The 26448-nt window shown below is 47.9% G+C and carries 21 protein-coding genes; 18 read left to right on the forward strand and 3 right to left on the reverse strand.

Translation table 11 applies throughout. The features are described 5' to 3' along the window. Window positions 1-42 precede the first annotated feature (42 nt). The 5 genes from MKY64_RS27745 to MKY64_RS33485 all read left to right on the forward strand — a co-directional run bounded on the left by MKY64_RS27745 (window position 43) and on the right by MKY64_RS33485 (window position 3779). The gene (locus MKY64_RS27745) at window positions 43-552 is read left to right on the forward strand and encodes a hypothetical protein (protein ID WP_200869511.1); all 510 of its coding nucleotides are present in this window, start codon (window positions 43-45) and stop codon (window positions 550-552) included. Then, the gene (locus MKY64_RS27750; RefSeq protein ID WP_036723035.1) at window positions 549-1415 is read left to right on the forward strand and encodes an SDR family oxidoreductase; all 867 of its coding nucleotides are present in this window, start codon (window positions 549-551) and stop codon (window positions 1413-1415) included. Before MKY64_RS27745 ends, MKY64_RS27750 begins: the two co-directional genes overlap by 4 nt. Before the next feature lie 346 nt (window positions 1416-1761). After that, window positions 1762-2172 (forward strand): hypothetical protein, encoded by a 411-nt coding sequence (locus MKY64_RS27755; RefSeq protein WP_036723034.1) that lies wholly within the window; start codon window positions 1762-1764, stop codon window positions 2170-2172. A 204-nt stretch (window positions 2173-2376) separates the two neighbouring features. Next, window positions 2377-3081 (forward strand): hypothetical protein, encoded by a 705-nt coding sequence (locus tag MKY64_RS27760; protein WP_340956985.1) that lies wholly within the window; start codon window positions 2377-2379, stop codon window positions 3079-3081. 11 nt (window positions 3082-3092) lie between these two features. After that, complete coding sequence (locus MKY64_RS33485) at window positions 3093-3779, forward strand: CD3324 family protein (protein WP_063830878.1); 687 nt, start codon at window positions 3093-3095, stop codon at window positions 3777-3779. Window positions 3780-3885: 106 nt separating this feature from the next. Here MKY64_RS33485 and MKY64_RS27770 read toward each other — a convergent pair whose 3' ends face one another. After that, a complete protein-coding gene (locus tag MKY64_RS27770; RefSeq protein WP_340958182.1) occupies window positions 3886-4419 on the reverse strand; it encodes a serine hydrolase domain-containing protein in 534 nt (177 codons plus the stop codon). A 172-nt stretch (window positions 4420-4591) separates the two neighbouring features. Further along, the gene (locus MKY64_RS27775) at window positions 4592-5434 is read right to left on the reverse strand and encodes a sialate O-acetylesterase (protein WP_340956988.1); all 843 of its coding nucleotides are present in this window, start codon (window positions 5432-5434) and stop codon (window positions 4592-4594) included. A 689-nt stretch (window positions 5435-6123) separates the two neighbouring features. Between MKY64_RS27775 and MKY64_RS27780 the strand changes: the two genes are divergently transcribed. From MKY64_RS27780 to MKY64_RS27815, 8 genes are all read left to right on the forward strand, one after another. Continuing rightward, window positions 6124-12228, forward strand: a complete 6105-nt coding sequence (locus MKY64_RS27780; protein WP_340956990.1) for an NHL domain-containing protein — start codon at window positions 6124-6126, stop codon at window positions 12226-12228. A gap of 343 nt (window positions 12229-12571) precedes the next feature. Beyond that, complete coding sequence (locus MKY64_RS27785) at window positions 12572-13255, forward strand: response regulator transcription factor (protein ID WP_340956991.1); 684 nt, start codon at window positions 12572-12574, stop codon at window positions 13253-13255. After that, window positions 13256-14257: a sensor histidine kinase gene (locus tag MKY64_RS27790; protein ID WP_036723024.1), complete on the forward strand. Its 1002-nt coding sequence runs from the start codon at window positions 13256-13258 to the stop codon at window positions 14255-14257. A 107-nt stretch (window positions 14258-14364) separates the two neighbouring features. Further along, window positions 14365-15303: a VanZ family protein gene (locus MKY64_RS27795; protein ID WP_340958185.1), complete on the forward strand. Its 939-nt coding sequence runs from the start codon at window positions 14365-14367 to the stop codon at window positions 15301-15303. A gap of 24 nt (window positions 15304-15327) precedes the next feature. Beyond that, window positions 15328-16011 carry an ABC transporter ATP-binding protein gene (locus MKY64_RS27800; RefSeq protein ID WP_036723022.1) on the forward strand — a complete coding sequence of 228 codons (684 nt, stop codon included), beginning with the start codon at window positions 15328-15330 and terminating at the stop codon, window positions 16009-16011. Continuing rightward, window positions 16008-18599 carry an FtsX-like permease family protein gene (locus MKY64_RS27805; RefSeq protein WP_340956993.1) on the forward strand — a complete coding sequence of 864 codons (2592 nt, stop codon included), beginning with the start codon at window positions 16008-16010 and terminating at the stop codon, window positions 18597-18599. The genes MKY64_RS27800 and MKY64_RS27805 overlap by 4 nt, the downstream gene beginning before the upstream one ends. A 171-nt stretch (window positions 18600-18770) precedes the next feature. After that, window positions 18771-19142, forward strand: coding sequence for an alpha/beta fold hydrolase (locus tag MKY64_RS27810; RefSeq protein ID WP_340956995.1), 372 nt, complete (start codon window positions 18771-18773; stop codon window positions 19140-19142). 168 nt (window positions 19143-19310) lie between these two features. Further along, the gene (locus tag MKY64_RS27815) at window positions 19311-21554 is read left to right on the forward strand and encodes a U32 family peptidase (RefSeq protein WP_340956997.1); all 2244 of its coding nucleotides are present in this window, start codon (window positions 19311-19313) and stop codon (window positions 21552-21554) included. Window positions 21555-21692: 138 nt separating this feature from the next. On the opposite strand, the gene MKY64_RS27820 is transcribed toward MKY64_RS27815, so the two are convergent. Beyond that, entirely contained in the window at window positions 21693-22106 is a 414-nt protein-coding gene (locus MKY64_RS27820; RefSeq protein WP_340957000.1) for a MerR family transcriptional regulator, read from the reverse strand. Between the two features lie 152 nt (window positions 22107-22258). On the opposite strand from MKY64_RS27820, the gene MKY64_RS27825 reads away from it, so the two are divergent. The 5 genes from MKY64_RS27825 (at window position 22259) to MKY64_RS27845 (ending at window position 26437) form a co-directional block, all read left to right on the forward strand. Beyond that, on the forward strand, window positions 22259-23203 hold the full coding sequence (locus tag MKY64_RS27825) for an MBL fold metallo-hydrolase (protein ID WP_340957002.1): 945 nt from the start codon (window positions 22259-22261) through the stop codon (window positions 23201-23203). Window positions 23204-23419: 216 nt separating this feature from the next. Next, window positions 23420-24199, forward strand: coding sequence for a hypothetical protein (locus MKY64_RS27830; protein ID WP_036723014.1), 780 nt, complete (start codon window positions 23420-23422; stop codon window positions 24197-24199). A gap of 265 nt (window positions 24200-24464) precedes the next feature. Beyond that, complete coding sequence (locus MKY64_RS27835) at window positions 24465-25262, forward strand: APH(3') family aminoglycoside O-phosphotransferase (protein WP_036723013.1); 798 nt, start codon at window positions 24465-24467, stop codon at window positions 25260-25262. Window positions 25263-25283: 21 nt separating this feature from the next. Then, complete coding sequence (locus MKY64_RS27840; RefSeq protein WP_036723012.1) at window positions 25284-25724, forward strand: hypothetical protein; 441 nt, start codon at window positions 25284-25286, stop codon at window positions 25722-25724. 215 nt (window positions 25725-25939) lie between these two features. Further along, entirely contained in the window at window positions 25940-26437 is a 498-nt protein-coding gene (locus tag MKY64_RS27845) for a DinB family protein (protein ID WP_340957005.1), read from the forward strand. Window positions 26438-26448 lie beyond the last annotated feature (11 nt).

Consider the following 26448-nt stretch of genomic DNA (forward strand, 5'->3'; position numbering starts at 1 on the left):
AGCACTCGACTGAATGATCTCAGAGAAAGAAGGGGCAACGAAATGAACCAGATGAAATACCCGAATCCAACAGATGATGCTTACGGTATCAAGACTGTGGGTTCCAGGAAAAAGCCCTTTGCACTATGGCGTGAAGTTGTAATGGCCTATGCTGCTCCTGCCATCATGGCAGGTATTGGGGGATTGGTTACTTCTGATAGGGGGCTTCAAATCGGAGCATTAACCACAATCGGCGGTGCATCGGCCTTGATGGCCTTGATAATTGGCCTTTTGTTGCGCAGCCGAGTGGGCCATATGCGATGGGTCACAGGTGCACCTCGCTTGGTTGTGGTAGGAGGGTTCGCAATAGCCGGGTCCTTGTTTGGCCTATGCGCGGCATGGGTGACATCTGGTGTACTAGAACTTATGATACCGGGCCATCACATGGCCTGGGTCGATCGCGCCTGGATCGATTTCCCGTTGTCTGGATTCATAGCCAGCACGATAGTGACATGGCGGTGGCGTCTTGCCGCCACAACCCATTTGACATCCAAAAGGAGAAGAAAAAAATGATAGTTATTGTGGGAGCAACAGGTACGATAGGCAGTGCGCTGGTGGAACGTTTGGCTGATCTTGGCGTGCCCGTCAGGGCTCTGAGCAGAGAGCCAGAGAAGTTGCGTAAGCAGATCGGAGAAAAGGGGTCGTGGGCTATCGAGGTCGTATGGGCAGATGCTACTGACCCCGAATCGCTGCGCCGCGCCTTTACAGGTGCCAGCCAGCTCTTCCTCGCTATGTCCAACAGTCCAAGACAAATCGAATTGGAAACTTCAATCATTCAGATTGCAGGCGAATCTGGAATCAAACACATCGTGAAAATATCCAGCCCTGCCTTTGAGCAGAGCTCTCCAGTAGCAGTGGCGGGCTGGCATCAAGAAATTGAGAAAGTGCTAAGGGAATCAGGTCTTACCTCCACCGTGTTGCGCCCATATGCATTCATGCAAAATCTAATGCGCTTTGCACCAACGATTACAACTCAAAATGTTTTCTTCGGCTCCATGGGCCATTCACCGTGTAACTTCATTGACTGCCGTGATATCGCAGATGTTGCCGCAGAAGCTCTAACTAACCCTGAGGTCACAGGCCAAATATATACGCTTACGGGTGCAGAGCTTTTCAGCTATCCTCAGATCGCGGAACGACTATCCGCCTTGCTCAATCGGCCAATAAGTTACATCAATATGGAACCCGAAGAACTACTCCGTAATCTTATCGAGCACGGGCATATGCCTCCTTGGCTGGCGAACCACGTTGTGGAGATTCAATCCATGTCTATGGTGGTTCCAGAACGTCCAAATGACACGGTGAGTCGCCTGCTCGGCAGAGAGCCGCGTAAGCTGGAAGCCTTTCTGCATGAGAGTGTAGACAATTTCCGGTAGAGGTATCTTAGTTTAAGGAACATTTCGGTGAACCGTATCATAAGTAGGGGCAAGTTTTTCGGAAAATCCCGCAGCAGGCTTGGAACGGAGCCTTGAAGGACTTGGGTTGAGGCGGGGTCACGCGTAGCAGCGAAGATGGAGCAAACGGACTTTTGCGAGCTTTTTGGAATTACAAAATAATGGAGGATTTTAAATAAAGTAATTTTACGGAGTATTATCTTTTTTGGGTTCATATACACTTGGAGAAAAACATTCTAAAATAACATCAAAGGTGGGAACGGAAACATGGTTAAACGAATCCGTTTAAAATGTTCGGTATTTCTTTAACGTCAGGAGGTGAATAATAATGGACAGCCAATTAGTTGATCCCTACGAGTTACAGTTACGCAAAGCGCTTGACAAAGTACTCCCGGATGCCTATGAAAGTCTAAAAACCCTCGACCAAATGCCAATTGAAATTGGAATGAAAGTGCTGGGGGTTCTTGTTAATTATGCTTGCGAGAGTCAGAACATAACTGTAATTACTTTAGCAAGAGATGCTATTAAGAAAATACCACTCAAGTGGTTGACACAATACTATCCTGAAGTTGTTAATAGAAGTATTGATTGGGCGGACGAATGGCAATACATTAGATTACTAGAAGTGACACGAGAGGTAGCTCCAGAATTATTAAAAGTATTTATTGATCGAGGATTATTCTCAGAAAATGATGAAATTCATGAAACAGCAGAGTATTTTAGGAGCAAGCAGAGCTGAAGCTGAATGCATAATTGCAAAGGCTGCCGATTTACTTCGGCGGCCTTCAGTACATATTATAAGTAGGGGCAAGTCTTTAACCTGTGTAAAGTCGCTTTAAGCCATTGATTGCCTATTCCCTAAATCTATCCAATGCTATGATTTTACATATCAGATGCGCACCTGATGGCAGTGAGTTGTGAATCAAGTTAAGGAGATGAGAAGATGAGTAAAGATGATTTTTTGCGGTCCATGCTATCCGATAAGGTTAATATGACCCCAAATGGGTTCGTGGCCGATCAATTAAGCCCCGAACAATTCAAGGATTGTCACGAGCTGATATTTGACACTCTATTTGAAATTCATAGTTCTGACATATCGGGAATAGGGGGCTACGGACGGTTCAACGAGGATGGCACACCGGAATATGAGAGTGGCAGAGCTTTTCTAACCGACACGTTTGCTGAAGACAAAGAAGGGTATTGGTATAATTGGAGGGAGATGTTCGGAACGACGGTTTTGCAACGGGATTTCTTTGAGCAGTACTACAAAGAGATGGAGGCTCGAATTCCTTATTGCGAGGGCAGACGTTATTTAGTAAATAACTTTACGTTTTTCATCAACATGATTACGGATGGAAAAACCACGGTGGGGTTTCCCGACTGGAGCTACTCTGGCATTGGAGACTGCCTGATCGATTTTGCAATCATGGACTTAAACAAGCCTTATCTGCGAATACCGGAGCTTCTCATGGAGTACTGCAAGAATCGGAAAATCATCATTCCCGACTTCAAGGAAAGGTTCTTATGTATGGCGTATTATAAAGGGATAGATGGATTGCGCTGGCACGCATCGATCGACGATACAGAATCGTGTACAAGTATGATGAAATCTATCAGCGAACTAAAAGATCGAATTTACGCTTTGTAGACGGTGATAACATGAAATATGAGAATGGCAGTGACATCCTTCCAGAGGAACTATTGAGAGAAGTTCAAAAGTACGCCTCAGGTAAACTTATTTACATCCCCGCTGGAGAAGAAAAGAAAGCTTGGGGTGCAGCCTCCGGTTACCGGGAGCAGTTGCAGAGAAGAAATCGTATGATTCGCAACAAGTACGCTCATGGACGTACCGTGTCGGAGCTTGCTGACGAATACTTCTTATCTTTGGATTCAATTAAAAAAATCCTTTACTCGAAGAAACAGGCTGACTACGCAGCATATGCCCCGACTATTGAGTCAGCTGTGGAATATGCGAATGGCGGGATACTTGAAGAGTGGATGTACTGCTACTGGCAGCTTTCTAAAAACGCATCTGTCCATACAGAAAATGCCGTTGTAGACCGAATCTATTTTGGGGTCGTAAAGTTTCCATTGCGTCTTATTCAAAGGGATGAATTCGATATCAGTAACTCCCATGTGAATGTAACCGAAGATCATTCCGCTCTACCGCCTCTTATCATTGAGTATCATCAAGGGAAGTTTTACTGTACCGAACAGAAGGAGATATTGGCGGGACTGATCCAACGCAAGGTTAATTCATACCCGACCATTATCGTGTTGCGGGAGGTTACCGATTATAAGAGGTTTACGAATCATTTTGGAACTGTATTATTTTTCGTCAAATAAAGCATGAAATGGGTCATCCCGCCAAGGATGGCCCTAAAACTTGCCGTTACAGACAGCGCGGGGAACCGTATCATAAGTAGTGCCAAAGCAACAGAGGAATTAATGATTAATTCAAAGAACACGATAAAACTTTGTCTCCAAAAGCTTTAATATCCTCCAAGTAGTCGTACCCCGGTGGATTTGGACCTACTTGGTTATACATTCTAACCGCGACTAGCCGATGTTCAGGAATAACCAAACAGGCACAGCCAGTTAGTCCTAGCATTTGGTAGGACCCTGGTGGGAGTGTATTTCCTATTTCAGAAATAGCTCTAGGCGTATCCTGAATCCACCAAGCGAAGCCATTCCTAGGCAATGTATCTTCAAGATTTGCCGGGCTCTGATTGGTTGTAGCTTGTTCTATAACCTCTTTTGGAACAAGCTGTTGTCCATTAACGAGTCCACGGTTCAGGTGAAGATAGCCCCAAAAAGCCAATTCACGGGCACTTACAAAAAGATTGGCTTCCCCCCCTTGGTCATCAGCATATTCTTCATTTAACCATACTAAATTGTCATCTCTATTCTTACACCAACCTGTCTCAATGAAATTGCATGGTTTGAAAACATATTGTTGCATTGAATTTACATAAGATTGCAGAATCGCTTGAAGTGAATATTATTCAGTTGTAAGGTACGTGTGGCAAAAAATGTACTGAAGGAATTACTATAAAGAATCATTATGAATCAAGCCTATCTATTCATAGTATAAACAACAGTGGCGGCCTTCCAGGCCGCCCTTTGTTTTCGCCGATAGACCCTTTAAGCGAAAGGGATCAGGGCTGCATAACCTTCATCATCTGCGCCTCGAATTCGGCGTAAGTAATTTTACCCAAAGCCAAATCCATGCTATGAAGGTAGATCTGTTCTGTTTTCGAATAGTCGCGCTCTACTTTCAGCGATAACTCCTCGCCCGGGAGGGGCTCCAGGAGATGACACTTGTTCGAAAAAGCTTCGAAATAGCGGTAGCCGAATTTGCGTTGCGAAACTGCGTTTATATGAATTCCATCAGGATTCGCGGTTAACTCTGCCGCTGTTACAAAATAACAATTTGGCTGTTCGTTAGCGAAGCGCTGCAATTGTTCATTTACCTGCAAATACTCTGTTGCTTGCTGTCCAAAACCAGTCTTCCCAAGGAAATCACCAAGTCCGCCAATGATCAACGGCACCTCATCAAGCTTCAATTCGTTTCTTAAGGTCTCGATGATAAGGGTTAATTTCTCGTAATACGTTTCATGCAGCGATTGATAACTGTCGCTCTCACCCTGGTGCCAAAGAATTCCGCAGATTTGACTGGACCGCAAGGCGAAGCGGGCTTCGGACAAAGCATGCTGAAAAAGGATGCCCTCCGGATGCCAATCATTCAAAGAACTGCCGCCTTCTGCACAAGGAATCAAACCAATTTCTTCATTAGGATTGGCGTTCGACCAGGCATCGGCGAAAGACGCCGCCAGGCTTACACCTGAGACCGGACGGTCATAATTAATCGGCTCTGTCATCATCTGCCACTGTCCATTACGCAGCATTTTGATTTTTTCATTATATATAGGGTCGACTTCATGCAAGAATCCACGGCCTGCCATATTAGATTGACCTAACATTAAAAATGATTTTATCATTTAATCCTCATTCCTTTACCTAACTATATATAGACTAATTGGATCATTGTATAGTCTGACTAGACAAAAATCAATTAATGATCGACCAGCAATAATCGGATACCGAACAACGCGGTGAATAGACCAAAATATAATGGAGCCCTGTCTTTTCGTCGCAGGATGAACAACAGCAGATGATACACACCAACTTTAAAGGAATCTCACGGACATGAACCTGCGTTAAATCCAGAATGCCTTCTTTATTTTCGAATTTTGGGGAGTCCGGTGCAGATGCATTGGTGCGAACCTAACTTAAAGTTTTCTTTAAGTTTCATTAACGGGCTAATCTATCATGATAAAATACAACGAGGAAAATCACTATAATCTATCTTACTTCATGGGGAAAACTCTATGAAAAGGCGAATGGTCCGTTTGTTGATATTATTGCTGCTGGGCTTGCCCCTCCCTGCTGCTTACGCGGCAAGCGAGGGTACATATTCAGACGCTCATGGGCACTGGGCGGAGAAACAAAACCAATGATGGATTGGACCGGAAAGGATAAAGGGATGGCACGATGAGAACGGGCAATAAGGTCACACGGATATATACCGGTTATGACCATGATACGATTGGATACGTTTAAATCATGCCCGCGCCGAGATGATCATCATGCTTTTATCGGGGAAGTGTCTTACGAAGGAGGAAAAAGAATGCGTAAAAAGATAAAACAGCTTATGGCCTGCGTTCTAGTTTTTTTGTTAATAACGTCACTGCTGCCTGAATGGCTCGGGGAGAAAGCCTATGCTGCAGATCATTATATAATCAGCAGGGTAGCGGGTACGGGTACTAACGGTTATTCAGGAGACGGGGGAGCGGCGACGTCGGCCCAATTGTATCGTCCGTATGGAGTGGCTGTAGATAGCAGCGGGAATGTGTATATAGCGGATACTGATACCCATCGAATTCGGAAAGTAGATACGACGGGGAACATTAACACGTTGGCGGGTACGGGTACTGGCGGCTATTTAGGAGACGGGGGAGCGGCGACGTCGGCCCGATTGAAAAACCCGTATGGAGTGGCTGTAGACAGCAGCGGGAATGTGTATATCGCGGATACTTTTAACCATCGAATTCGGAAACTAGATAGGACGGGAACCATCAGTACGTTGGCGGGTACGGGTACTGGCGGCTATTCAGGAGACGGGGGAGCGGCGACGTCGGCAAGATTGAACTACCCGTATGAAGTGGCTGTAGACAGCAGCGGGAATGTGTATATCGCGGATACTTTTAACCATCGAATTCGAAAAGTAGATACGACGGGAAACATCAGCACGTTGTCGGGTACAGGTACTGAGGGTTATTCAGGAGACGGAGGAGCGGCGACGTCGGCCCAATTGAATAAGCCGTATGGAGTGGCTGTAGACAGCAGCGGGAATGTGTATATCGCAGATACTATTAACCACCGAATTCGGAAAGTGGATAAGACGGGGAACATCAGCACGTTGTCGGGTACGGGTACTGAGGGTTATTCAGGAGACGGAGGAGCGGCGACGTCGGCCCAATTGAATAAGCCGTATGGAGTGGCTGTAGACAGCAGTGGGAATGTGTATATCGCAGATACTATTAACCATCGAATTCGGAAAGTGTATACCACGGGGAACATTAGCACATTGGCGGGTACGGGTATTGGCGGCTATTCAGGAGACGGAGGAGTGGCAACGTCGGCCAGCTTGAACTACCCGTATAGAGTGGTTGTAGACAGCAGCGGGAATGTGTATATCGCGGATTATGGTAACTCTATGATCCGGAAGCTGGCGGCTCCTGCACCAGCGCACACGGTCAGCGTATCCGCAGCGGCTCTTACTCACGGAGTCGGTGTAGAGGATGCGATCACGCTGACCGTGAAGGACGAGCTGGGGACTACGAATACAGCGTTCAGCGGAGCGCATAATGTGACGATATCCGGTTACGTGCAAGCGCCGGACGGGTCGTATGGCAGCTTCAACAGGACAGCCTTGACCGCGTCACCGAATACGATCAGCGTGACGTTTGCGAACGGGGTAGCCACGGCGAAACTGAAGCTGACCAAGGCGGCAGCGCAAACCATCGGCCTGAGCGTGGCCGGTGTGGCTACGCCGGCGGCGAATACGTTGAGCATCACGCCAGTGGCGGGAAGCACGGCTTCGATGGTGCTGACCACGGAGGTTACGGCGCCAGCCGGCAACGGAGGTGCGTTCGCGCAGCAGCCGGTCGTGACGCTTCGCGATGCTTACGGCAATACGAGCGTGAGCGACAGCACAACGGTTGTGACCGTATCGAAGAAGGATACAGGAACGTGGATGCTGACGGGAACGGCGACGGCAACGGCAAGCGAGGGAGTCGCGACCTTTAGCGCTCTTGGCGCAACGAACGCATCCGGAGTAACGGGAGCCCAGCTCGCTTTCGATGCGAGCGGCCTGGCGCAGATTACGAGCGCGGCCGTCACGCTTCCGGCTCCGACGCCAGCGCAAACGGTCAGCGCAGCTGCAGCGGCTCCCGCTCCCGAAGTCGGTGTAGACGATGCAATCACGTTGACCGTGAAGGACGCGCTGGAGAACACGGATACGACGTTCAGCGGAGCGTATGATGTGACGATATCCGGTTACGTGCAAGCGCCGGACGGCTCGTATGGCAGCTTCAACGGGACAGCTTTGACCGCGTCACCGAACACGATCAGTGTGACGTTTGCGAACGGGGTAGCCACGGCGAATCTGAAGCTGAACAAGGCGGCAGCGCAAACCATCGGCCTGAGCGCAGCAGGCGTAGCCACGCCAGCAGCGAATACGCTGAGCATTACGCCAGTAGCGGGAAGCACGGCTTCGATGGCGCTGACCACGGACGTTACGGCACCAGCCGGCAACGGAGGTGCGTTCACGCGGCAGCCGGTCGTGACGCTTCGTGATGCTTACGGCAATACGAGCGTGAGCGACAGCACAACGGTTGTGACCGTATTGAAGAAAGATACGGGGATGTGGACGCTGACAGGAACGGCGACGGCGACGGCAAGCGCGGGCGTCGCGACCTTTAGCGGTCTTGGCGCAACGAACGCATCGGGGATAACGGGAGCGCAGCTCGCTTTCGATGCGAGCGGTCTGGCGCAGATTACGAGCGCGGCCGTCACGCTTCCGGCTCCGACGCCAGCGCAGACGGTCATTGCAGCCGCAGCGGCTTCCGCTCCCGGAGTCGGGGTGGATGATGGGATTACGCTGACCGTGAAGAATGCGCTGGAGAACACGGATACGACGTTCAGCGGAGCGTATGATGTGACGATATCCGGTTACGTGCAAGCGCCGGATGGGTCGTATGGCAGCTTCAACGGGACGGCCTTGACCGCGTCACCGAACACGATCAGTGTTACGTTTGTGAACGGGGTAGCCACGGCGAATCTGAAGCTGAACAAGGCAGCAGCGCAAACCATCGGCCTGAGCGTGGCAGGCGTGGCCACGCCGGCGGCGAATACGCTGAGCATCACGCCAGTAGTGGGAAGCACGGCTTCGATGGCGCTGACCACGGATGTTGCGGCACCAGCCGGCAACGGAGGCGCGTTCACGCAGCAGCCTGTCGTGACGCTTCGCGATGCTTACGGCAATACGAGCGTGAGCGACAATAGCACCATCGTGACCGTATCAAAGAAGGATACAGGAACGTGGACGCTGACAGGAACGGCGACGGCGACGGCAAGCGAGGGCGTCGCGACCTTTAGCGTTCTTGGCGCAACGAACGCAGCCGGGGTAACGGGAGCGCAGCTCGCCTTCGATGCGAGCGGCCTGGCGCAGATTACGAGCGCGGCCGTCACGCTTCCGGCTCCGACGCCAGCGCAAACGGTCAGCGCAGCTGCAGCGGCTCCCGCTCCCGAAGTCGGTGTAGACGATGCGATCACGCTGAGCGTGAAGAACGCACTGGAGAACACGGATACGACGTTCAGCGGAGACCATAATGTGACGATATCCGGTTACGTGCAAGCGCCGGACGGCTCGTATGGCAGCTTTAACGGGACGGCCTTGACCGCGTCGCCGAACACGATCAGCGTGACGTTTGCGAACGGGGTAGCCACGGCGAATCTGAAGCTGAACAAGGCGGCAGCGCAAACCATCGGCCTGAGCGTGGCAGACGTGGCCACGCCGGCGGCGAATACGCTGAGCATTACGCCAGTAGCGGGAAGCGCGTCTTCAATGGAGCTGACCACGGACGTTGCGGCACCAGCCGGTAACGGAGGCGCGTTCGCGCAGCAGCCGGTCGTGACACTTCGTGATGCTTACGGCAATATGAGCGTGGGCGACAGCACAACGGTTGTGACCGTATCGAAGAAGGATACAGGAACGTGGACGCTGACAGGAACGGCGACGGCAACGGCAAGCGAGGGCGTCGCGACCTTTAGCGGTCTTGGCGCAACGAACGCAGCCGGGGTAACCGGAGCGCGGCTCGCCTTCGATGCGAGCGGCCTGGCGCAGATTACGAGCGCGGCCGTCACGCTTCCGGCTCCGACGCCAGCGCAAACGGTCAGCGCAGCTGCAGCGGCTCCCGCTCCCGAAGTCGGTGTAGACGATGCGATCATGCTGAGCGTGAAGAACGCACTGGAGAACACGGATACGACGTTCAGCGGAGCGCATAATGTGACGATATCCGGTTACGTGCAAGCGCCGGACGGCTCGTATGGCAGCTTCAACGGGACGGCCTTGACCGCGTCACCGAACACGATCAGTGTGACGTTTGTGAACGGGGTAGCCACGGCGAATCTGAAGCTGAACAAGGCAGCAGCGCAAACCATCGGCTTGAGCGTGGCAGGCGTGGCCACGCCAGCGGCGAATACGCTGAGCATCACGCCAGTAGCGGGAAGCACGGCTTCGATGGCGCTGACCACGGACGTTACGGCACCAGCCGGCAACGGAGGTGCGTTCGCGCAGCAGCCGGTCGTGACGCTTCGTGATGCTTACGGCAATACGAGCGTGAGCGACAGCACAACGGTTGTGACCGTATCGAAGAAGGATACAGGAACGTGGACGCTGACAGGAATGGCGACGGCAACGGCAAGCGCGGGCGTCGCGAGCTTTAGCGGTCTTGGCGTAACGAACGCAGCCGGGGTAACGGGAGCGCGGCTCGCCTTCGATGCGAGCGGTCTGGCTCAGATTACGAGCCAGTCTGTGACACTCCCCTGGCCTGGAGTAGCTGCGCCGAGAGTGGAATCTGTTACAACGGGAGCCAGTCACGTGCTTTTGACTTGGAGCGAAGTATATGGGTCAGTCAGCTACGCTGTGTACCAGGGGACAGCTTCCGGCACTTATGGAGATGCGGTCGCTACAGTGACCGGATTAACGTATGATGTCACGGGATTAACCAATGGGACAACATATTATTTTGTCGTGAAAGCCGTGAATCCATCCGGAATCAGCGCAGCTTCTGATGAAGTGAGCGCAACGCCGCAAGTTCCAGCGCCTGGAGTACCGGTACTGGGGCCTGCTACTCCGGGAGATGCTCGAATAAGCCTAACGTGGGATCCGGTGATCGGTTCCACGGGGTACAAAATATTCAAAAGTACAACCTCCGGCGCTTATGGATCAGAGGAAGCTTCGGTAAGCGGTTCGGTATACGGCTATGATGTAATGGGATTAACGAACGGTACATCGTACTATTTTGTCATCCGAGCTACGAACCCGGGAGGGGACAGCACTTTTTCCAATGAAGTGAGCACAACGCCGCGAACGGTTCCATCGGCTCCAACGGGCGTAACCGCAGTAGCTGGCGATGGACAAGCAACGGTAAGCTTCACTACCCCAGCCAATGGCGGAAGTGACATCACTTACTACGAGGTCACCGCTATGCCGGGAAATATTACGGTAAAAGGAGCGGGCAGCCCAATCACGGTAACAGGGCTATCCAATGAAGTGACGTATACGTTTACGGTGCAAGCTGTCAATAGCGCGGGCAGCAGCGTAGCTTCCGATACCTCTAATGCCGTGACGCCGAGACAACCATCCGGCGGCACGGATACATCGACGCCATCGACGCCATCGACACCAACGACGCCATCGACGCCATCGACGCCATCGACACCAACGACGCCATCGACACCATCGACATCATCGACACCTAATCCGGCACCGACTCCTGGTTCTCCAGAGCCTACGGTTGATGTATTTAACAGTAGCATTGTTAATGAAACCAATTTAGTAAAGACGATTGAATCCAAAGTAGCGGAAGCAAACGCAACAATTGATTTTACTGACACGCAAGGGCACTGGGCTGAAAAGACAATTAATATCTTCGTCCAATTGAAACTGATAAATGGCTATGACGATGGTACGGTTAGGCCGAATAATCCGATCACCCGCGCGGAGTTCGCCGCGATGCTGAATCGCGTGTTCAATATCCAAGCTGGTAACAATACGAATGTTGTATTGAAGGACATAGATGATCACTGGGCGAAAGAAGCGGTTGAGAACCTAGTAGCGGTAGGGGTAATCAATGGCTACACGGACGGTACGTTCAAGCCGAATCAGACGATTACACGAGAAGAAATGGTAGTCATGCTGTCCCATATCGTAGACTTAAATAACGTGGCGAAAGATACAATAAAGGGCAACTTCAATGATTTGAATGGTGCTTATGCAGCTAGCGAGATTATAGCAGCAGCGCAAGCAGGTATTGTTAGCGGTAAAGGGAATGGAAGATTCGATCCCAAGAACAATGCCACACGTGCAGAAGCGTTGCAGATCATCTTGAATGTGTTGGAGCTTAATCCCCAGTTGAAAACGTTGTTGGATTCGCTAAATAGATGATACGCTGAACCGCATCATAATAGTGGTAAAACGACGAATGGAATTAATGATTACAAATAAGGCCGTTAGAAACAAAAGCGCAAGCCATTGGCTTGTGCTTTTTGCCGTAGCTTCAGCTGTAAGTGCCTACGTATGTGGCTAGGCGAAGCCATTAATAATCTTGCGTGAGCTGTGGAATTAAGGAAATCTATTTTGAGAATGTGGTTAGAAGAAATCATTATGATTATAATGAGCAAGAAGGGCAGCTGCTAATCGGAGGATATGGCGGCATTTATCACTATAAAGAAACGAATCCGTGGAATTCATTAAATGCTCTAAAATCAATCATAAGGATGACCTTCAGATGAAAATATTATTAGTTGAAGATGATAAGACGATCGCGTCGGGACTGGAATATTCACTGCAGCAAGAGGGTTATTCGACTGTTCTCTGCCAAAATGCTGCTTCAGCCCGAAAGGTGCTCGCCGAAGACATCGATCAATTCACTTTGTGTCTGTTCGATTTACAGCTTCCAGACGGGACTGGGTATGAATTATGTAAGATGGTGAAGGAACGGCGGGATATTCCGGTCATTTTCTTAACGGTGATTGATGATGAGGTCAATGTCGTGATGGGGCTCGATATGGGAGCCGATGATTACATTACCAAGCCTTTTCGGGTTCGCGAGCTTCTCTCCAGGATCAAATCCGTCTTGCGGAGATACCAGAAGCTGTCCCACGCCGGAGCGGTCATCGACATTGACAATGTGCGCATCCATACGCTGGAGGGCAAAGTATATAAAAACAGTGACGAAATTTCGCTAACCGCCTTGGAATACCGCTTATTGCTGATCTTTGGCAACCATGTTGGACAGGTCCTCACCAGGAATCAGCTCTTGGAGCAAATCTGGGACGTGGCGGGCGACTTCGTGAATGACAACACGTTAACGGTCTATATCAAAAGGCTAAGGGAAAAGCTGGAGGATAATCCGGAGCAGCCGGCTCTGATCAAAACGGTACGCGGTTTAGGCTATAAGGTTGGTGATTAGATGCTGCGCAATCGGGAAAATCTATTGTTATTGCTCGTCATGGGCTCAATCAGCTTATCGGCGATCGTCATTGCTGCTTTCATTTCGTCTGCCGCCGCAGCCCTGGTTATTATTGTATCCGTGCTGCTTACCGGCACCGCTGTATTATTCACAAAACGGAGATATTACGAGCTAGAGAAGCTGTCCGTCTATTTGCGGGAGATTAGCAGCGGCCAGGCCTCCCTTGACCCTCGCGATAATCAAGAAGGGGAGCTTAGCATCTTAAAGAATGATATTTACAAGGTGACACGCATGCTCTCCGAGCATCGTTCGCTATTGCAGCAGGATAAGCTTCAACTGACCGATGCCATCTCCGATATTTCACATCAACTCAAAACACCGATCACCTCTATGACAGTCATGGCAGATCTGTTAAGCGCCCCTGATCTGCCTCCACTCAAAAGAACGGAGTTCACCCATCATATTCGCATTCAGCTTGAACGGATTGATTGGCTTGTTTCATCCTTATTAAAGCTAGCGAAAATGGATGCGGGAACTATCCCGTTCAAAAAAGATCGAATACACATGAAAACCCTAATCCAAAAGGCACTGGAGCCGGTTATGATTCCGATGGATATTAAGGGCCAGACCGTTTCCATCATAGGGGATGATAACGTCTCTTTTGACGGCGATTTCCATTGGACTGCTGAAGCGGTTATCAATATTTTGAAGAATGGAGTGGAGCATACACCTGAGGGCGGTGCGATTACCATCACATTTTCCGACAACGTGCTATTTACGGAAATCGTTATTGCTGACAACGGAGGGGGCATTCCGAAAGAGGATTTGCCTTATATATTCAAACGTTTTTATAAAGGAAAGAATGCTAATGAAGGAAGCATCGGTATAGGGCTTGCGATGGCCCACAGCATCATTGCAAGCCAGAATGGCGTGATTGATGTAACGAGCGACAGCGGGACCGGTACAGAGTTTCGGATCAAATTTTATAAGCATGTCATTTAACAGCACTCCGTAAGTGACTGAACTGTCACCTCCAAAGTCACTGTAAAGTCATTTTAGACAGATAAAATGATATTCATCAGATGAACGATGGAGGTACAACCATGCAAATGCAAATGAAGCAGCAGCGCAAGATTACTTTTTTTATCACGATAGGCTACACCCTGATTATTCTTTATTTTATGTTTTTTGCTTTCGGCAGAGCGGATACTGTAGATCAAACCAGTCAGTACACCTTTATTTTTTTGCCGGACGACTTTTTTAGGGTGCCGGGTCTTTCCGATCTCCTGCATCCGACACTGATGGACTTGGTGGGTATTGGAAATATTGCAGCCTTCATACCTTTTGGCATACTGTTTCCGTTGTTATACCGCACCAGCTTTGTTCGCTTCATGACAGGGTTTATCCTGTCCATTCTTGTGGTGGAGACCATCCAGGCCCTAACATTCCTCGGCAGCTTTGACATGAACGACGTCATAACGAACTCAGTGGGCGCTGCTATTGGATTCGGGGGCTACAAGATTGGCTTCCGTACAAAAAACTACTGGAGAAATATCACTGCTACGGGAATTGCCAGTGCTGTATTAATGCTCGGCGTGTGGGGGGTCTTCGGAGTAGTTGATCAAGTGTTCACCAAAGAGTTGGCCCCTTTTGTAGCGATCAACGACTGGAAAGATAGCACCGGAAATCGATTAACGGGAATCAAACAGGACAGTCTTAAGATTGGCGGTCAAGACGTGACACCCAATTATAATGTGTATGGCACCGAAGGTAAAAAGACGGAAACCTATACGTATTCGCTAGGCAATAAGGGAGAGCTGTATCTTAGCTTGAATTATGGAATTCCTGATCATAAGGATTTTCAGGGCAGCCTTAAGGTTACCGTTGACGGGAATGAGCTCCTGTCTGTATCTGCAAAAGATCAGCTCCATGAGCCGGATAATAGGATCCTTCATCTCACCGGGGCTAATGAGCTTAAGATAACCATTGAGGGGAATGAAACCCTGTGGGATGTTGGATATAGAGAGATGGTGTATTCCTGGAATTGAGCATCTGGGGAAGGAGGGATAGGAATGGAGATTTTAACCATTGAAAATTTGTCCAAAATATACGGCACGGGCGAATCGGCGGTGAAGGCACTTGATGATGTTTCCTTTTCGGTCCAAAAAGGTGAATTCGTCGCAATTATCGGACCTTCCGGATCGGGGAAATCGACACTCCTTCATATGCTGGGCGGTGTGGATCGACCGACTGGCGGGAAAGTGTATGTTCAGGATACGGATATGTATACCTTGGACGAAACGCAGCTGGCTATCTTCAGACGCAGGCAAATCGGGCTGATCTACCAGTTTTTCAATCTGATTCCCGTCCTGACGGTGGAAGAGAATATTACGCTGCCCCTCTTGCTGGATCAACAAAAGGTAGATCAAAAGCAATTGGCTGATCTTGTGAATACGCTGAATTTGCAGCATCGGTTAAACCATCTGCCGAATCAGCTATCCGGTGGACAGCAGCAGCGTGTCTCGATTGGCAGGGCGATCATCGGCAATCCTGCGATCATGCTGGCCGACGAACCCACCGGAAATCTGGACAGCAGGAATAGCAGCGAGATCATCGTTTTATTGAAAATGCTGAATAAGACGTATCATCAGACACTGATCGTAATCACGCATGACGAACGGATTGCCCTGCAAGCCGACAGAATCATTTCGATTGAAGATGGGAGGATTGCCAAAAACGAGGTGATCAGGCGATGAATATTGTCAACACATTAACCATCCGGCATCTGAAGCAGAACAAGAGACGAACACTTGTGACTATTTTTGGCGTAATTATTTCGGTATCCATGATGACCGCTGTCATTACGCTTATTTTTTCCTTTGCAGATTTAATGATCAGACAAACGATCACAGATACAGGGGAGTGGCATGTTCAGTATCAGGATATAACCAAGAAACAGCTTGCAGCGATACAGGGCGATGATGCAACCAAGACGGTTGCCATCACAAGAGACCTTGGGTATGCCCCATTAGAAGGGGGACAAAATTCCAATAAGCCGTACTTGTTCATTAAGGAATATGATGTGCAAGGGTTCACACAATTTCAGATTGAAATAAGCAAGGGACGTCTTCCGCACACGGACAAGGAGGTTGTGATCTCCGAGTCTGTTGCAACAAATGGCAAAGTGAAGTACGAAATCGGTGACCGTCTAACGCTTCACGTCGGCGACCGATTCGAACAAGGGGGCGATCATCCCCTGGATCAGACGGCACCGCTGCGCAGGAAAGACGGCACATTGACCGAGACATTACAGCATAGCGTAATTAGGGATTATACGGTGGTAGGTTTCATTAAACGTCCGGTGTCGGAAACGGCTTGGGCCCCGGCTTATACGATCATTAGCTATGTCGATGATCAAATCATCGGGGGAGAGGATCGGGTCGATGCGTCGGTGGTCTTGAAGCAGGTCAATCCGTTCTTGTTCGCACATGCGGAGAAGCTGGCTGAGACAAACCAAATTCACACTGTCCAATATAATAACGATTTGCTTCATTATTATGGCTTGTCCAGCAGCGGAGCCTCATCCAGCATGATGTTCTCATTATCGGCAATCCTTATGGGGACCATCATCATTGGCTCGGTTGGACTCATCTATAACGCCTTTGCGATATCCGTCTCGGAACGTTCCCGCTATTTAGGGATGCTCGCGAGCGTGGGGGCGACGAAAAGGCAGAAGCGAAATTCCGTATTCTTTGAAGGGATCGTCATTGGTTTGATCAGCATTCCTATTGGCATCTTATGCGGTCTTGCCGGCATCGGAATCACCTTCTCGTTCATGAACACAATGATTGAAGGGGCATTATGGACCAGTGAAAAGCTGAGGCTGATCGTCACGCCGTTATTGCTCTTGATGACTTGTCTTGTTTCGATGCTGACGATTTTCGTTTCGGCGTATCTCCCGGCGGTTAAAGCATCCAGGGTATCTCCCATGGACGCGATTCGCCAAACCACTGACGTAAAGCTTACGGGCAAAGCAGTGAAGACGCCCGAGATCATTCGTAAGCTCTTCGGAATCGAAGCCGAAATCGGGCTGAAAAACTTAAAAAGGAACAAACGAAGACATCATGTTATTCTTTTTTCGCTTGTCATCAGCATCGTTTTGTTTTTGACGATATCGTTTTTCACGGCTGGCCTGACACAATCTCTGGCATTGTCGCTGCAAGGCATCGATTACGATATTGAAGTGTCGTCCAGTAATGGCGAAAGACTAGATGACCGGTTGATGCAATCGCTTGTATCTCTGGATGGCGTCACGGAATACAGCGTCAGTCATGAGTTAGTCAGGAACGCTTGGGTCGATGCAGCAAGCATCGCCGACGAATTGCAGGAGAAGGTTAAGCAGGATAGGAGTATGCTGCAAGACGGGAAATACCCTTACGAAATTAAGCTCTATGCACTGAATGATTCGAGCCTGCAAGCCTATGCCAGAGCGGCTCACGCAGATTACGAACAGCTTACGGATCTGGATCATCCCGCCGCAATCGTGATGGATACGATTCATTACAAAGATATAGATACGGGGAAATATATTCAGACGAAGTCCATATATGCGAATATCGGACAACCTATCGAGCTAACGAGTTTTTTTAAAGCGAGCGGGGAAGAAGCGAAGACAAATCAAGTGATAATTGCCGCATTGACGGATAAGGCACCGATGGGGATGAGCCCGTTAGGCGTAGGCGGGTTAAATATGATCGTGTCGGAACGCGTCATGAAGCGGCTGGCAGACGGCGAGGAGCTGGCTAACGCTCCGATGTACCTCCATTTGAAGAGCACGGAACCGGTGAAAACGCAGCAGGAAATTGAAGCGATGAACGAGACCCATCTGAATGTCTACAATGCATATCAATTCAGAATAAGAGAAGAACAACAGATTCTGCTGATGAACGTCTTTTCTTACGGATTTATCGTATTAATCTCTGTGATTTCCGTTGCGAACATCTTTAATACGATCTCAACAGGGCTGGCTCTTCGCAAACGGGAATTTGCGATGCTGAAATCCGTAGGCGCGACGCCAAAGGGGTTTGCCAAAATGCTGAACTATGAGAGTGTTTATTATGGGGTCAAGTCGCTCTTGTATGGGCTTCCTGTCAGTTTCGCCGTGATGGTTCTGATCTATAAAGCATTTGCGAACAAATTCAGCTATGGGTTCACCCTGCCCTGGATGAGCATTCTGTCTGTCATTGTGTGTGTATTTGTCATTGTCAGCTCTGCGGTTGTTTATTCCGGAGCTAAAATAAAAAAGGAGAATATTATTGATGCATTAAAGCAAGAGAATATATGATTTACTTGGGATACAGCAACCATCTTAAAAATACCCTGCAATGCTTGCCTAAGTTTGCAGGACTATGCGTGAGGACAATGATCGTTATCATCGCGTTGGTGATGTTACTGCGCACTATTGGTGTTGACGTATGCGTCCTTATATCCCAATCAAGTGGCAGGGGTGGTCACGGTGGCGGGCGGGATGTATAAGGAAGGGTATCCGGCTGAAAAGGGAGATCTCCTCTCCCGGTTGGTGATGATGCCTGTTGTGGGACATGGGATGATGAACATTTTGCTCCCCTTGGTGGGCAAAATCATGGTGCGGAGCATAATGAAGGCCACCTTTGCGCCGGAGCCCGTTCCGGCGGATTACGAGGACGAGGTCTATGCCTTATGTAGCTTTAAGCTTAACCGCGCACTACCTCATGCTGAGCTTAAGGTACTGCCCACAGCGGCGCATATGATTCCGCACCATCAGCCAGAAGAGGTAATGAAGGCCGTAGATACACTCATGGAGAAGTTGAAAAAAGCGAAGTTTACTGAGATTTATCCTACACCGTAACTATTGTAGAGAGCGATCATATGGCCATCCCGATTCCGCACCATATATCCGTAACAAGCTGCAAACCATTGGCTTGTGCTATTTGCCGTAGCTTAAGGTGTAGTTCTTATTTTATGATCAATGGTGCTAAGTTTGAGCGGTTAAAGAAGCAGGAGGTAAGGATCATTTATGACTGAATTATTAGCGCCGGCAGGAAGTATGGAAGCTCTAAAAGCTGCAATATCTAATGGTTGTGATGCAGTGTACTTAGGCATGCAAAAATTTGGTGCACGCGCGTACTCCTCTAATTTTGACTTGGAAACGTTAAAAGAGGCGGTTACGTATGCGCACCTGAGGGATGTTAAAATCTATGTTGCCATGAATACCATCGTGTTCGAAAACGAAGTGGAAGAGATGAAAGAGCAGATCCGCGAATTAAATGAAATCGGTGTGGATGGCATCATCGTACAGGACCTGACGGCTTTCGATTATATCGTTAAAAACTTTCAGGATATGGAAGCACATTGTTCCACTCAGATGGGAATAGACGATGTAGACGGAACTTTATTATTCAAAGAGCTTGGTGCGAAAAGAGTGGTTCTCTCCCGTGAGGTTAAGGTTGAAACCGTCAAAGAGATCAAAAGAGTAGCCGACATTCCTTTAGAAATTTTCGTTCACGGTGCGTTATGTGTATCTTATTCAGGAAATTGTCTAATGTCAGGATTAAGCGGCTTTCGGTGCGCAAATCGCGGAAGATGTGTGGGTTCCTGCCGTAAGGAATACGATCTGATAGATAAGACAACAGATACATCTTTAGGGACAAGCTATATTTTATCCACTAAGGACTTGAACACAATCGATTATGTCCAGGATCTAAAAGAAATCGATTCTTTAAAAATAGAAGGCCGAATGAAAGTGCCTACGTATGTGGCTAATGTGGTATCCAAATATCGCATGGCCTTAGATCATAAAATCACCGAAGCAGATAAAGAAAATCTGAAAAAAACATTCAATCGCACCTTTACTAAAGGATATTTGTTCCACGAGGACCGGAGGAATATTACAAACATCGCAAGACCTAATCACTTTGGTTATGAGATTGGAACCATCAGCAGGGTTGAGAAGGACAGGTATGAAATCACACTTACCCGTACTTTAAATCAAAACGATACCATCCGGATAAATCATGACAATGAAGATGTTAATCTGACGGTTGCCAAACTGTACAATAAAGAAGGTGACTTAATCAACACAGCAGATCATGTCTGCTATATTAAAGTCAAAGAAAAGATGTCTGCGGGAGATATAGTCTATAAAACGAAGGATTATTTATACCACAAAGAACTGGAAGCATCCCTGGAAAAAGAATTTAAACGGTTCAAACTAGATATTAGTGTATATGCATATCCAGGTTCAAAGCTTGTCATAGAGGCGGAGGGGTTAGGCTTTAACTATTCCTATGAAAGCGAGGAAATACTAGGCGAAGCCATCACTAATCCAACAACCAAAGACCAGGTCATCAAGCAATTCTCCAGATTAAATGATACAATATTCGAGCTTCATCAAGTCGATTATGAGGAAGGCAATGCGTTTATTCCAGCCAAACTTTTAAATGCCGCAAGAAGAGATATTGTCCTGGGCTTATATGACTTAAAGCTTAACAGCCAGCAGAGAAGAACCAAGACTGCGTCTGCAAAAGAAAAAATAAGCTTTGCCCCTGTACAGCCCTACCTCACGGCTTCTGTAACGACTAAGGAACAGTATGATGCTTGCGTGAGCTGTGGAATTAAGGAGATCTATTTTGACAATGTGGTTAGAAGAAATCAGAATGATTATCAGGAACAAGAAGGGCAGCTGCTGATCGGAGGATATGGCGGAATTCATCACTACCGAGGAACGAATCCGTTCGTTACGGACTATTCTCTAAATGTTATTAATGCTACTAGCTGCTATGAACTATATAAATTAGGTGCGAAACGGGTCACTTTATCTTATGAAATGAATAAGAGCCAAATTGAAGATTTGATGAATGCCTATTATAAGGAAAATGACGGCTATCCTGCGCTGGAAATGATTGTGTATGGCAAGGCTCCGTTGATGTTCACCAAATATTGTCCGATGAGAAAAATGAATCAATGCAGAGTTTGCAGAACGAAGAGCTATGAGTTAAAAGATGAGCAGGGAACGTTCCCTATCCTTTCCCATGAGGATTGTACAGCGACTATTCTTAATGGGAAGACGCTTAATCTGCTAGATGAGCTGCCGAACATCACAGGAATCGAGGCGCTCCGGTTAAACTTCACCGTTGAATCGAAAGAGCAGGTAGTAAACGTCATTCATATGGCCGCAGGCAAATTAAATGGCTCAATGAATCACGCGGTCTTCAATCAGGAGACGGATACGAGAGGACATTTTAATAAAGAGATTGTGTAGGCAGGTTAAAAGACGGTCATTCGATGACAAGCTCGCAGGAGCCTATATTTACAGCATATCGAAGATAGGAGCAGGGTAGTGACACTCCGGTCGGAACGATGCGTAAACGGGCTTCTGCGGGTTTATTTGTATTGGCGATTATCTAGTATTCACTATGTCTTCTTTCGTAAGTTCTTGGTATAGGGTAAGTTTCTCTGCGGCGAGAGAGATCATGTAATCAATTTCTTGTCGCTTGGATTCCAGTTCCATCAGATGCTGCTCAAGGATTTCAATTCGCTTTTTTAAAGTAGGACTATAGGTAGAAGGCTTCTCTCCCTGTTGAATCTTATCCATGACACAGCCCTCACGAGTAAATTCCGTAATCTCCTCAAGCGATAAACCCAATTTTTTTAGTTTATTTAGACATTGAATGTAGGAGACCTCGCTTTCCTGGTAGACACGTGCCCCTCCACTGCTACGCATGGGTTCATGTAGTACGCCGATTTTCTCATAATAACGAATGGTATACGGAGTTAGTCCTGTTTGTTCTGACACTTGACTGATGGTGAGCATCCGATTTCTGTTCCTCCTTTATAAAAGCTGATATTGAAAGATATTATACAGCCTTTAGTTAGCTGAATAAACTCTTGACTTCCAGTTGACTCTAACTTGTAAGTTAACGTTACTCAATCGAATACAGGAACAAACACTAAAGGGGTGTCACAATGAACAACGAATATTTCACGATTCAACAAGCATCGGAGGGGATCTGGGGAGCTATTTCGGTTCCCGGCAGCGGCTCTCTGGGGAATGCAGCAATTATTGATCTTGGGGATTTAACCGTAGTTGTGGATACAACCAACCTGCCGCATTCTGGTGCTTTATTACGTCATACTGCCGAACAATTAACGAACAAACCGGTCAAATACGTAGTGAATACACATTTCCATGGAGATCATGTCAACGGCAATCAGGAATTTATGAGCAGCGAATTGATATCTACTGTGTGGACAAGAGATTTGCTTGCTGATCTGGGGGAAGTAAATATTGATGCCATGCAACAAAACATTCGCAAGTTAATAACTAGCCTAAATCACATGCGTTCACAGGAAATAGATCCTCATATGCTCACTGAAATCGACTATGATCTTTCCGTGCAGCGAGCGCTGTATGATACGATCCCTTCCCTTCGCAGGGTGATCCCCGCGATAACCTTTGACGATAAACTCGTGATTCGGGGAACAAAGCGAACCATCGAAGTGTTGTCTTACGGAGGCGGCCATTCTTTAAGTGATGCCGTGGTGTACGTTCCAGAGGAGCGAACCTTGATTGCAGGTGATTTGGTATCGGCTAAGACCATTCCGGTCATCCCCTACGGTAATCCGTACGCCTGGATACGCATCCTTAAACGCATGCAACAAGATCTCAAGATCGATACTGTTGTTCCTGGACACGGAGATGTATCTAATTCAGATCGAATCACAGATGTCATACACTTTTTGGAGAAAATGATCGCTTATGTTGCTGGAGCTGTAAAAAGCGGGCAATCAGAGTCTTACTGGCTGGAACAAGGGATATTCAAAGGGTATGAGGATTGGCATCTGCCCCAGTATTTCAGATGGAACTTTCGCTGGCTTTTTAACAGTATGCTTGTTCAGAACAACAGATGAGACAACCAGCAACTCTACAGTTCCTGTTTCGATCACAGCGATTTAGAGACCTAAAACCGGGGGCATTTCGCGATACGTAATGCCACTTGACACCCAGCCCCAACCAATGCTATTTTTACTCTAGAATATCAAAGGCAATGCAACCTTAGGGTTCAACCTCGCTGAGAAGTGTGGGTTGGGCCTTTTTTGCATTCCGATATAGGGAGGAGTATTAGCATGCTGCGGACAGAGTTACTTTTACAAAGACTGGATGAGATTGGGGGGACGCTCGGACGTAAGGGCGGGGCGCTTCTGCTGCTGGGTGTGGGGTCGGTGGGGGTGGAGCTGGAGCGGATGGATGAGTATTCAGATTTGGATTTTTTTGTTATTGTTGAAGCAGGGCAGAAGAAGAGGTATATTGACCGTCTGGATTGGCTGGAGGAGACGTATCCATTGGCCTATGCTTTTAAAAACTCTGATATGGGCTGCAAAATCTTGTTTGAGGATGGAATTTACGGCGAATATGCGATATTTGAGGAGCGAGAGCTGGCCGATGTGTCTTATACGGAGGGCCGGGTGGTGTGGAAGGCTCCGCTGTACAGCAATACGGCTATAGCCAAACCGCGCAGAGCGCTGCCGAGTCAAAAGTGTGATTCCTTAGACTTTCCGCTGAACGAAGCGTTAACCAATCTGTACGTGGGGCTGGGCCGTTATGCCAGGGGAGAGCGCCTGTCTGCGGCACGGTTTATTCAGGGCCATGCGATCGACCGGATTTTGTCAGTGCTTCATCTGCTGGAGCCGGAGGTGGATTACTTCCCTGATCCCTTCGGAAATGAGCGCCGTTTAGAGAAGCGGTATCCCAGTTTTGCCGACAAGCTTGGCGGTATGCTGCAGGGATATGATCGTGTACCCGGGTCGGCCCTATGCATTCTAGAGTTCATTGAAGCCGTCTATCCGGCCAACCCAAGACTAAGTACAGAGATACGAGACCTGGTTCATAAGCTTACTGCCGGATAAACCCGGATGAGCTTTGTCTCCAAATGCTTTAATATCCTCCAAGTACTTCGTGATCGGAATATACACACTGGCACTTTGGATTTTCTTAAGACATGTCTATCGGCTTTTGAAGAAATCCATTTGATTGTGCTGTCGCCCACAATTGTGGAACAGTATTAAAGGATACAGCAGATATCATTGAAATACCCTGCAATGCTTGCCTAAGTTTGCAGGACTATGCTATGTATTTTGAAACGATATTGATTGAGCGATAGAGGTGGAAATTATGAGTTTTGGAGAAAAAGATGCAGTACCCTTTGAATTCCTTGAGTTAGTTGGAGATGACGTGGCTTCATTGATTTGGATGAATACAGCGAAGACTTATTATATTCAGGGTAAAAGTGGAGTAAATAAATATTTGAAAATCCAGGTGGCAGGCCATGCTGAATCTTTAGAAAGACAAGCCCAAAGGTTATTGTGGTTATACAATAAGTTACCTGTTCCGGAGGTTATTGATTTCGGTGTGATCGGGAATTATGAGTATTTATTAACACTTGAATTGCCAGGCGTCGAAGCTTCCAACAAGCAATTTGCTTCAAATACTGAAGAAATGGTCTCTATATTGGCACAAGGTCTTCGGAGAATTCATGAAGTGTCAATTGAAGATTGTCCTTTTGATTATTCATTTGAACAGCTAATGAGCACTATTCATTATAAGTTGAGTAGAGGGATTAAATTTGATCCAGCGGAGCTGCACAGAAGATTTGGTGAGGATAATGTTGAAAAGTTGCTGCTTGAAGTCAACAATTATGCTCGGGAACTCAAAGAAGATTTAGTATTCACACACGGTGACTACAGCCTGCCAAACATCATCATTGCTGATGATTCTATAAGTGGATTTATTGATCTGGGGAATTGCGGGATCGCGGACCGTTATTACGATTTGGCAGTAGCGGAGAAGAGCATTGTCAGAAACTTCGGCGAGCAGTGGGTCAAGTTATTTTTTTCATCCTATGGAGTATCAGAGATTGATTATGCAAAAATAAGATTCTACCAAGTTGTAGAGCATCTGGTTTGGGCCTGATCACACAAGGAGGATACAGGGATGAGAATGCCAAGCGACAGCGAGCTGACATTGCTACTCGAAGGAGATGAGCAACAGCTTGAGCAATTTGCTTTTGCGTACAGCGTCATTGTAGATTGGAGAGAGGAGGACGAGGAGATCGTCCGGTTATTCGGTAAACGGCTTCCAGATGAAACGGTTGAGGTGATGTCTACGGACAAAGGACTGGATGTTACCTACAATGGACAACTGCATTCGATTGCGCTTACCTTTAGCGGAGATGATCGCTACATCACGATTCGCGGCTTTCAGGAGCTGATCCGGGACAAATACGAAATCCGGCTGTTTGAGGCCTCATATTTTTCGGATACGCACGAATTTTTGATTTTACCGAAGCGGCAGTGGGAAGAGCTGGATGCCCGGTATCCGGTGCGGAGTAGGGAGATATTCCGTGTCATCGATGTCGAGCTGGATTTTCCGTAAATTTTCGCCGATAGACTCGGTAAGCTGAACCGTAACGTTAATAAAGACAAGTTATTAGCGAGGATGGTAGAGACGGATATGGACATGGCAAACTGTTGTATATCAGTTACTTCAAAAAAAAATTCGTGTTGAGTCAAAAACACTGACCGTAACTGTCAGTGTTTTTTTTGTATGCTTGTCGTGTGTAAGCCAATAATGGACTGGAGGAATAGAAAATGTTTATAAGAATTGAAGACTTTGCTGCGGAATGGACTAGCGAGGCGGAATTAACCGCTACCTTACTGGATGCACTTACGCATGATTCTCTTGGACAGGAGGTTATCGAAGGCCGACGAACGCTTGGACAAATTGCCTGGCATCTGGTTCAATCGCCGCACTACATGACAGCTTTGGGGCTCACGTTCGAAGGTCCCTCGAGAGGCGAAGAGGCTCCGGATTCTGCTGCATTTATAGCTTCGGAGTATCGGCGGATCAGCAAGAATTTGCTGGATGCGGTTCGAACGCAGTGGAGTGACGAATCTTTGCGCGAGTCGGTCATGATTCACGAGGAAGCTTGGCAGAACGGAGGTTCCCTTCGTTATACGATCATGCACCAAGCGCATCATCGCGGACAGATGACCGTTCTCATGCGCCAGGCCGGACTTCGAATACCTGATGTTTACGGTCCGAATTACGATACTTGGGTCGAGAAAGGGATAGCGCCTTTAATCTAAGTTCCTTTACA

It is taken from the genome of Paenibacillus sp. FSL R7-0210 (assembly GCF_038009085.1).
GTDB lineage: Bacteria > Bacillota > Bacilli > Paenibacillales > Paenibacillaceae > Paenibacillus_AQ > Paenibacillus_AQ silagei.

Bases quoted from the DNA above. Each gene is read 5' to 3' on its own strand.
- MKY64_RS27785 (WP_340956991.1), top strand. From the start codon at position 12,572: ATGAAAATATTATTAGTTGAAGATGATAAGACGATCGCGTCGGGACTG.
- MKY64_RS27820 (WP_340957000.1), bottom strand. From the start codon at position 22,106: ATGCTCACCATCAGTCAAGTGTCAGAACAAACAGGACTAACTCCGTAT.
- MKY64_RS27755 (WP_036723034.1), top strand. From the start codon at position 1,762: ATGGACAGCCAATTAGTTGATCCCTACGAGTTACAGTTACGCAAAGCG.
- MKY64_RS27835 (WP_036723013.1), top strand. From the start codon at position 24,465: ATGAGTTTTGGAGAAAAAGATGCAGTACCCTTTGAATTCCTTGAGTTA.
- MKY64_RS27760 (WP_340956985.1), top strand. From the start codon at position 2,377: ATGAGTAAAGATGATTTTTTGCGGTCCATGCTATCCGATAAGGTTAAT.
- MKY64_RS27825 (WP_340957002.1), top strand. From the start codon at position 22,259: ATGAACAACGAATATTTCACGATTCAACAAGCATCGGAGGGGATCTGG.
- MKY64_RS27815 (WP_340956997.1), top strand. From the start codon at position 19,311: ATGACTGAATTATTAGCGCCGGCAGGAAGTATGGAAGCTCTAAAAGCT.
- MKY64_RS27805 (WP_340956993.1), top strand. From the start codon at position 16,008: ATGAATATTGTCAACACATTAACCATCCGGCATCTGAAGCAGAACAAG.
- MKY64_RS27840 (WP_036723012.1), top strand. From the start codon at position 25,284: ATGAGAATGCCAAGCGACAGCGAGCTGACATTGCTACTCGAAGGAGAT.
- MKY64_RS27845 (WP_340957005.1), top strand. From the start codon at position 25,940: ATGTTTATAAGAATTGAAGACTTTGCTGCGGAATGGACTAGCGAGGCG.
- MKY64_RS27780 (WP_340956990.1), top strand. From the start codon at position 6,124: ATGCGTAAAAAGATAAAACAGCTTATGGCCTGCGTTCTAGTTTTTTTG.
- MKY64_RS27790 (WP_036723024.1), top strand. From the start codon at position 13,256: ATGCTGCGCAATCGGGAAAATCTATTGTTATTGCTCGTCATGGGCTCA.
- MKY64_RS27795 (WP_340958185.1), top strand. From the start codon at position 14,365: ATGCAAATGAAGCAGCAGCGCAAGATTACTTTTTTTATCACGATAGGC.
- MKY64_RS33485 (WP_063830878.1), top strand. From the start codon at position 3,093: ATGAAATATGAGAATGGCAGTGACATCCTTCCAGAGGAACTATTGAGA.
- MKY64_RS27745 (WP_200869511.1), top strand. From the start codon at position 43: ATGAACCAGATGAAATACCCGAATCCAACAGATGATGCTTACGGTATC.
- MKY64_RS27830 (WP_036723014.1), top strand. From the start codon at position 23,420: ATGCTGCGGACAGAGTTACTTTTACAAAGACTGGATGAGATTGGGGGG.
- MKY64_RS27750 (WP_036723035.1), top strand. From the start codon at position 549: ATGATAGTTATTGTGGGAGCAACAGGTACGATAGGCAGTGCGCTGGTG.
- MKY64_RS27775 (WP_340956988.1), bottom strand. From the start codon at position 5,434: ATGATAAAATCATTTTTAATGTTAGGTCAATCTAATATGGCAGGCCGT.
- MKY64_RS27800 (WP_036723022.1), top strand. From the start codon at position 15,328: ATGGAGATTTTAACCATTGAAAATTTGTCCAAAATATACGGCACGGGC.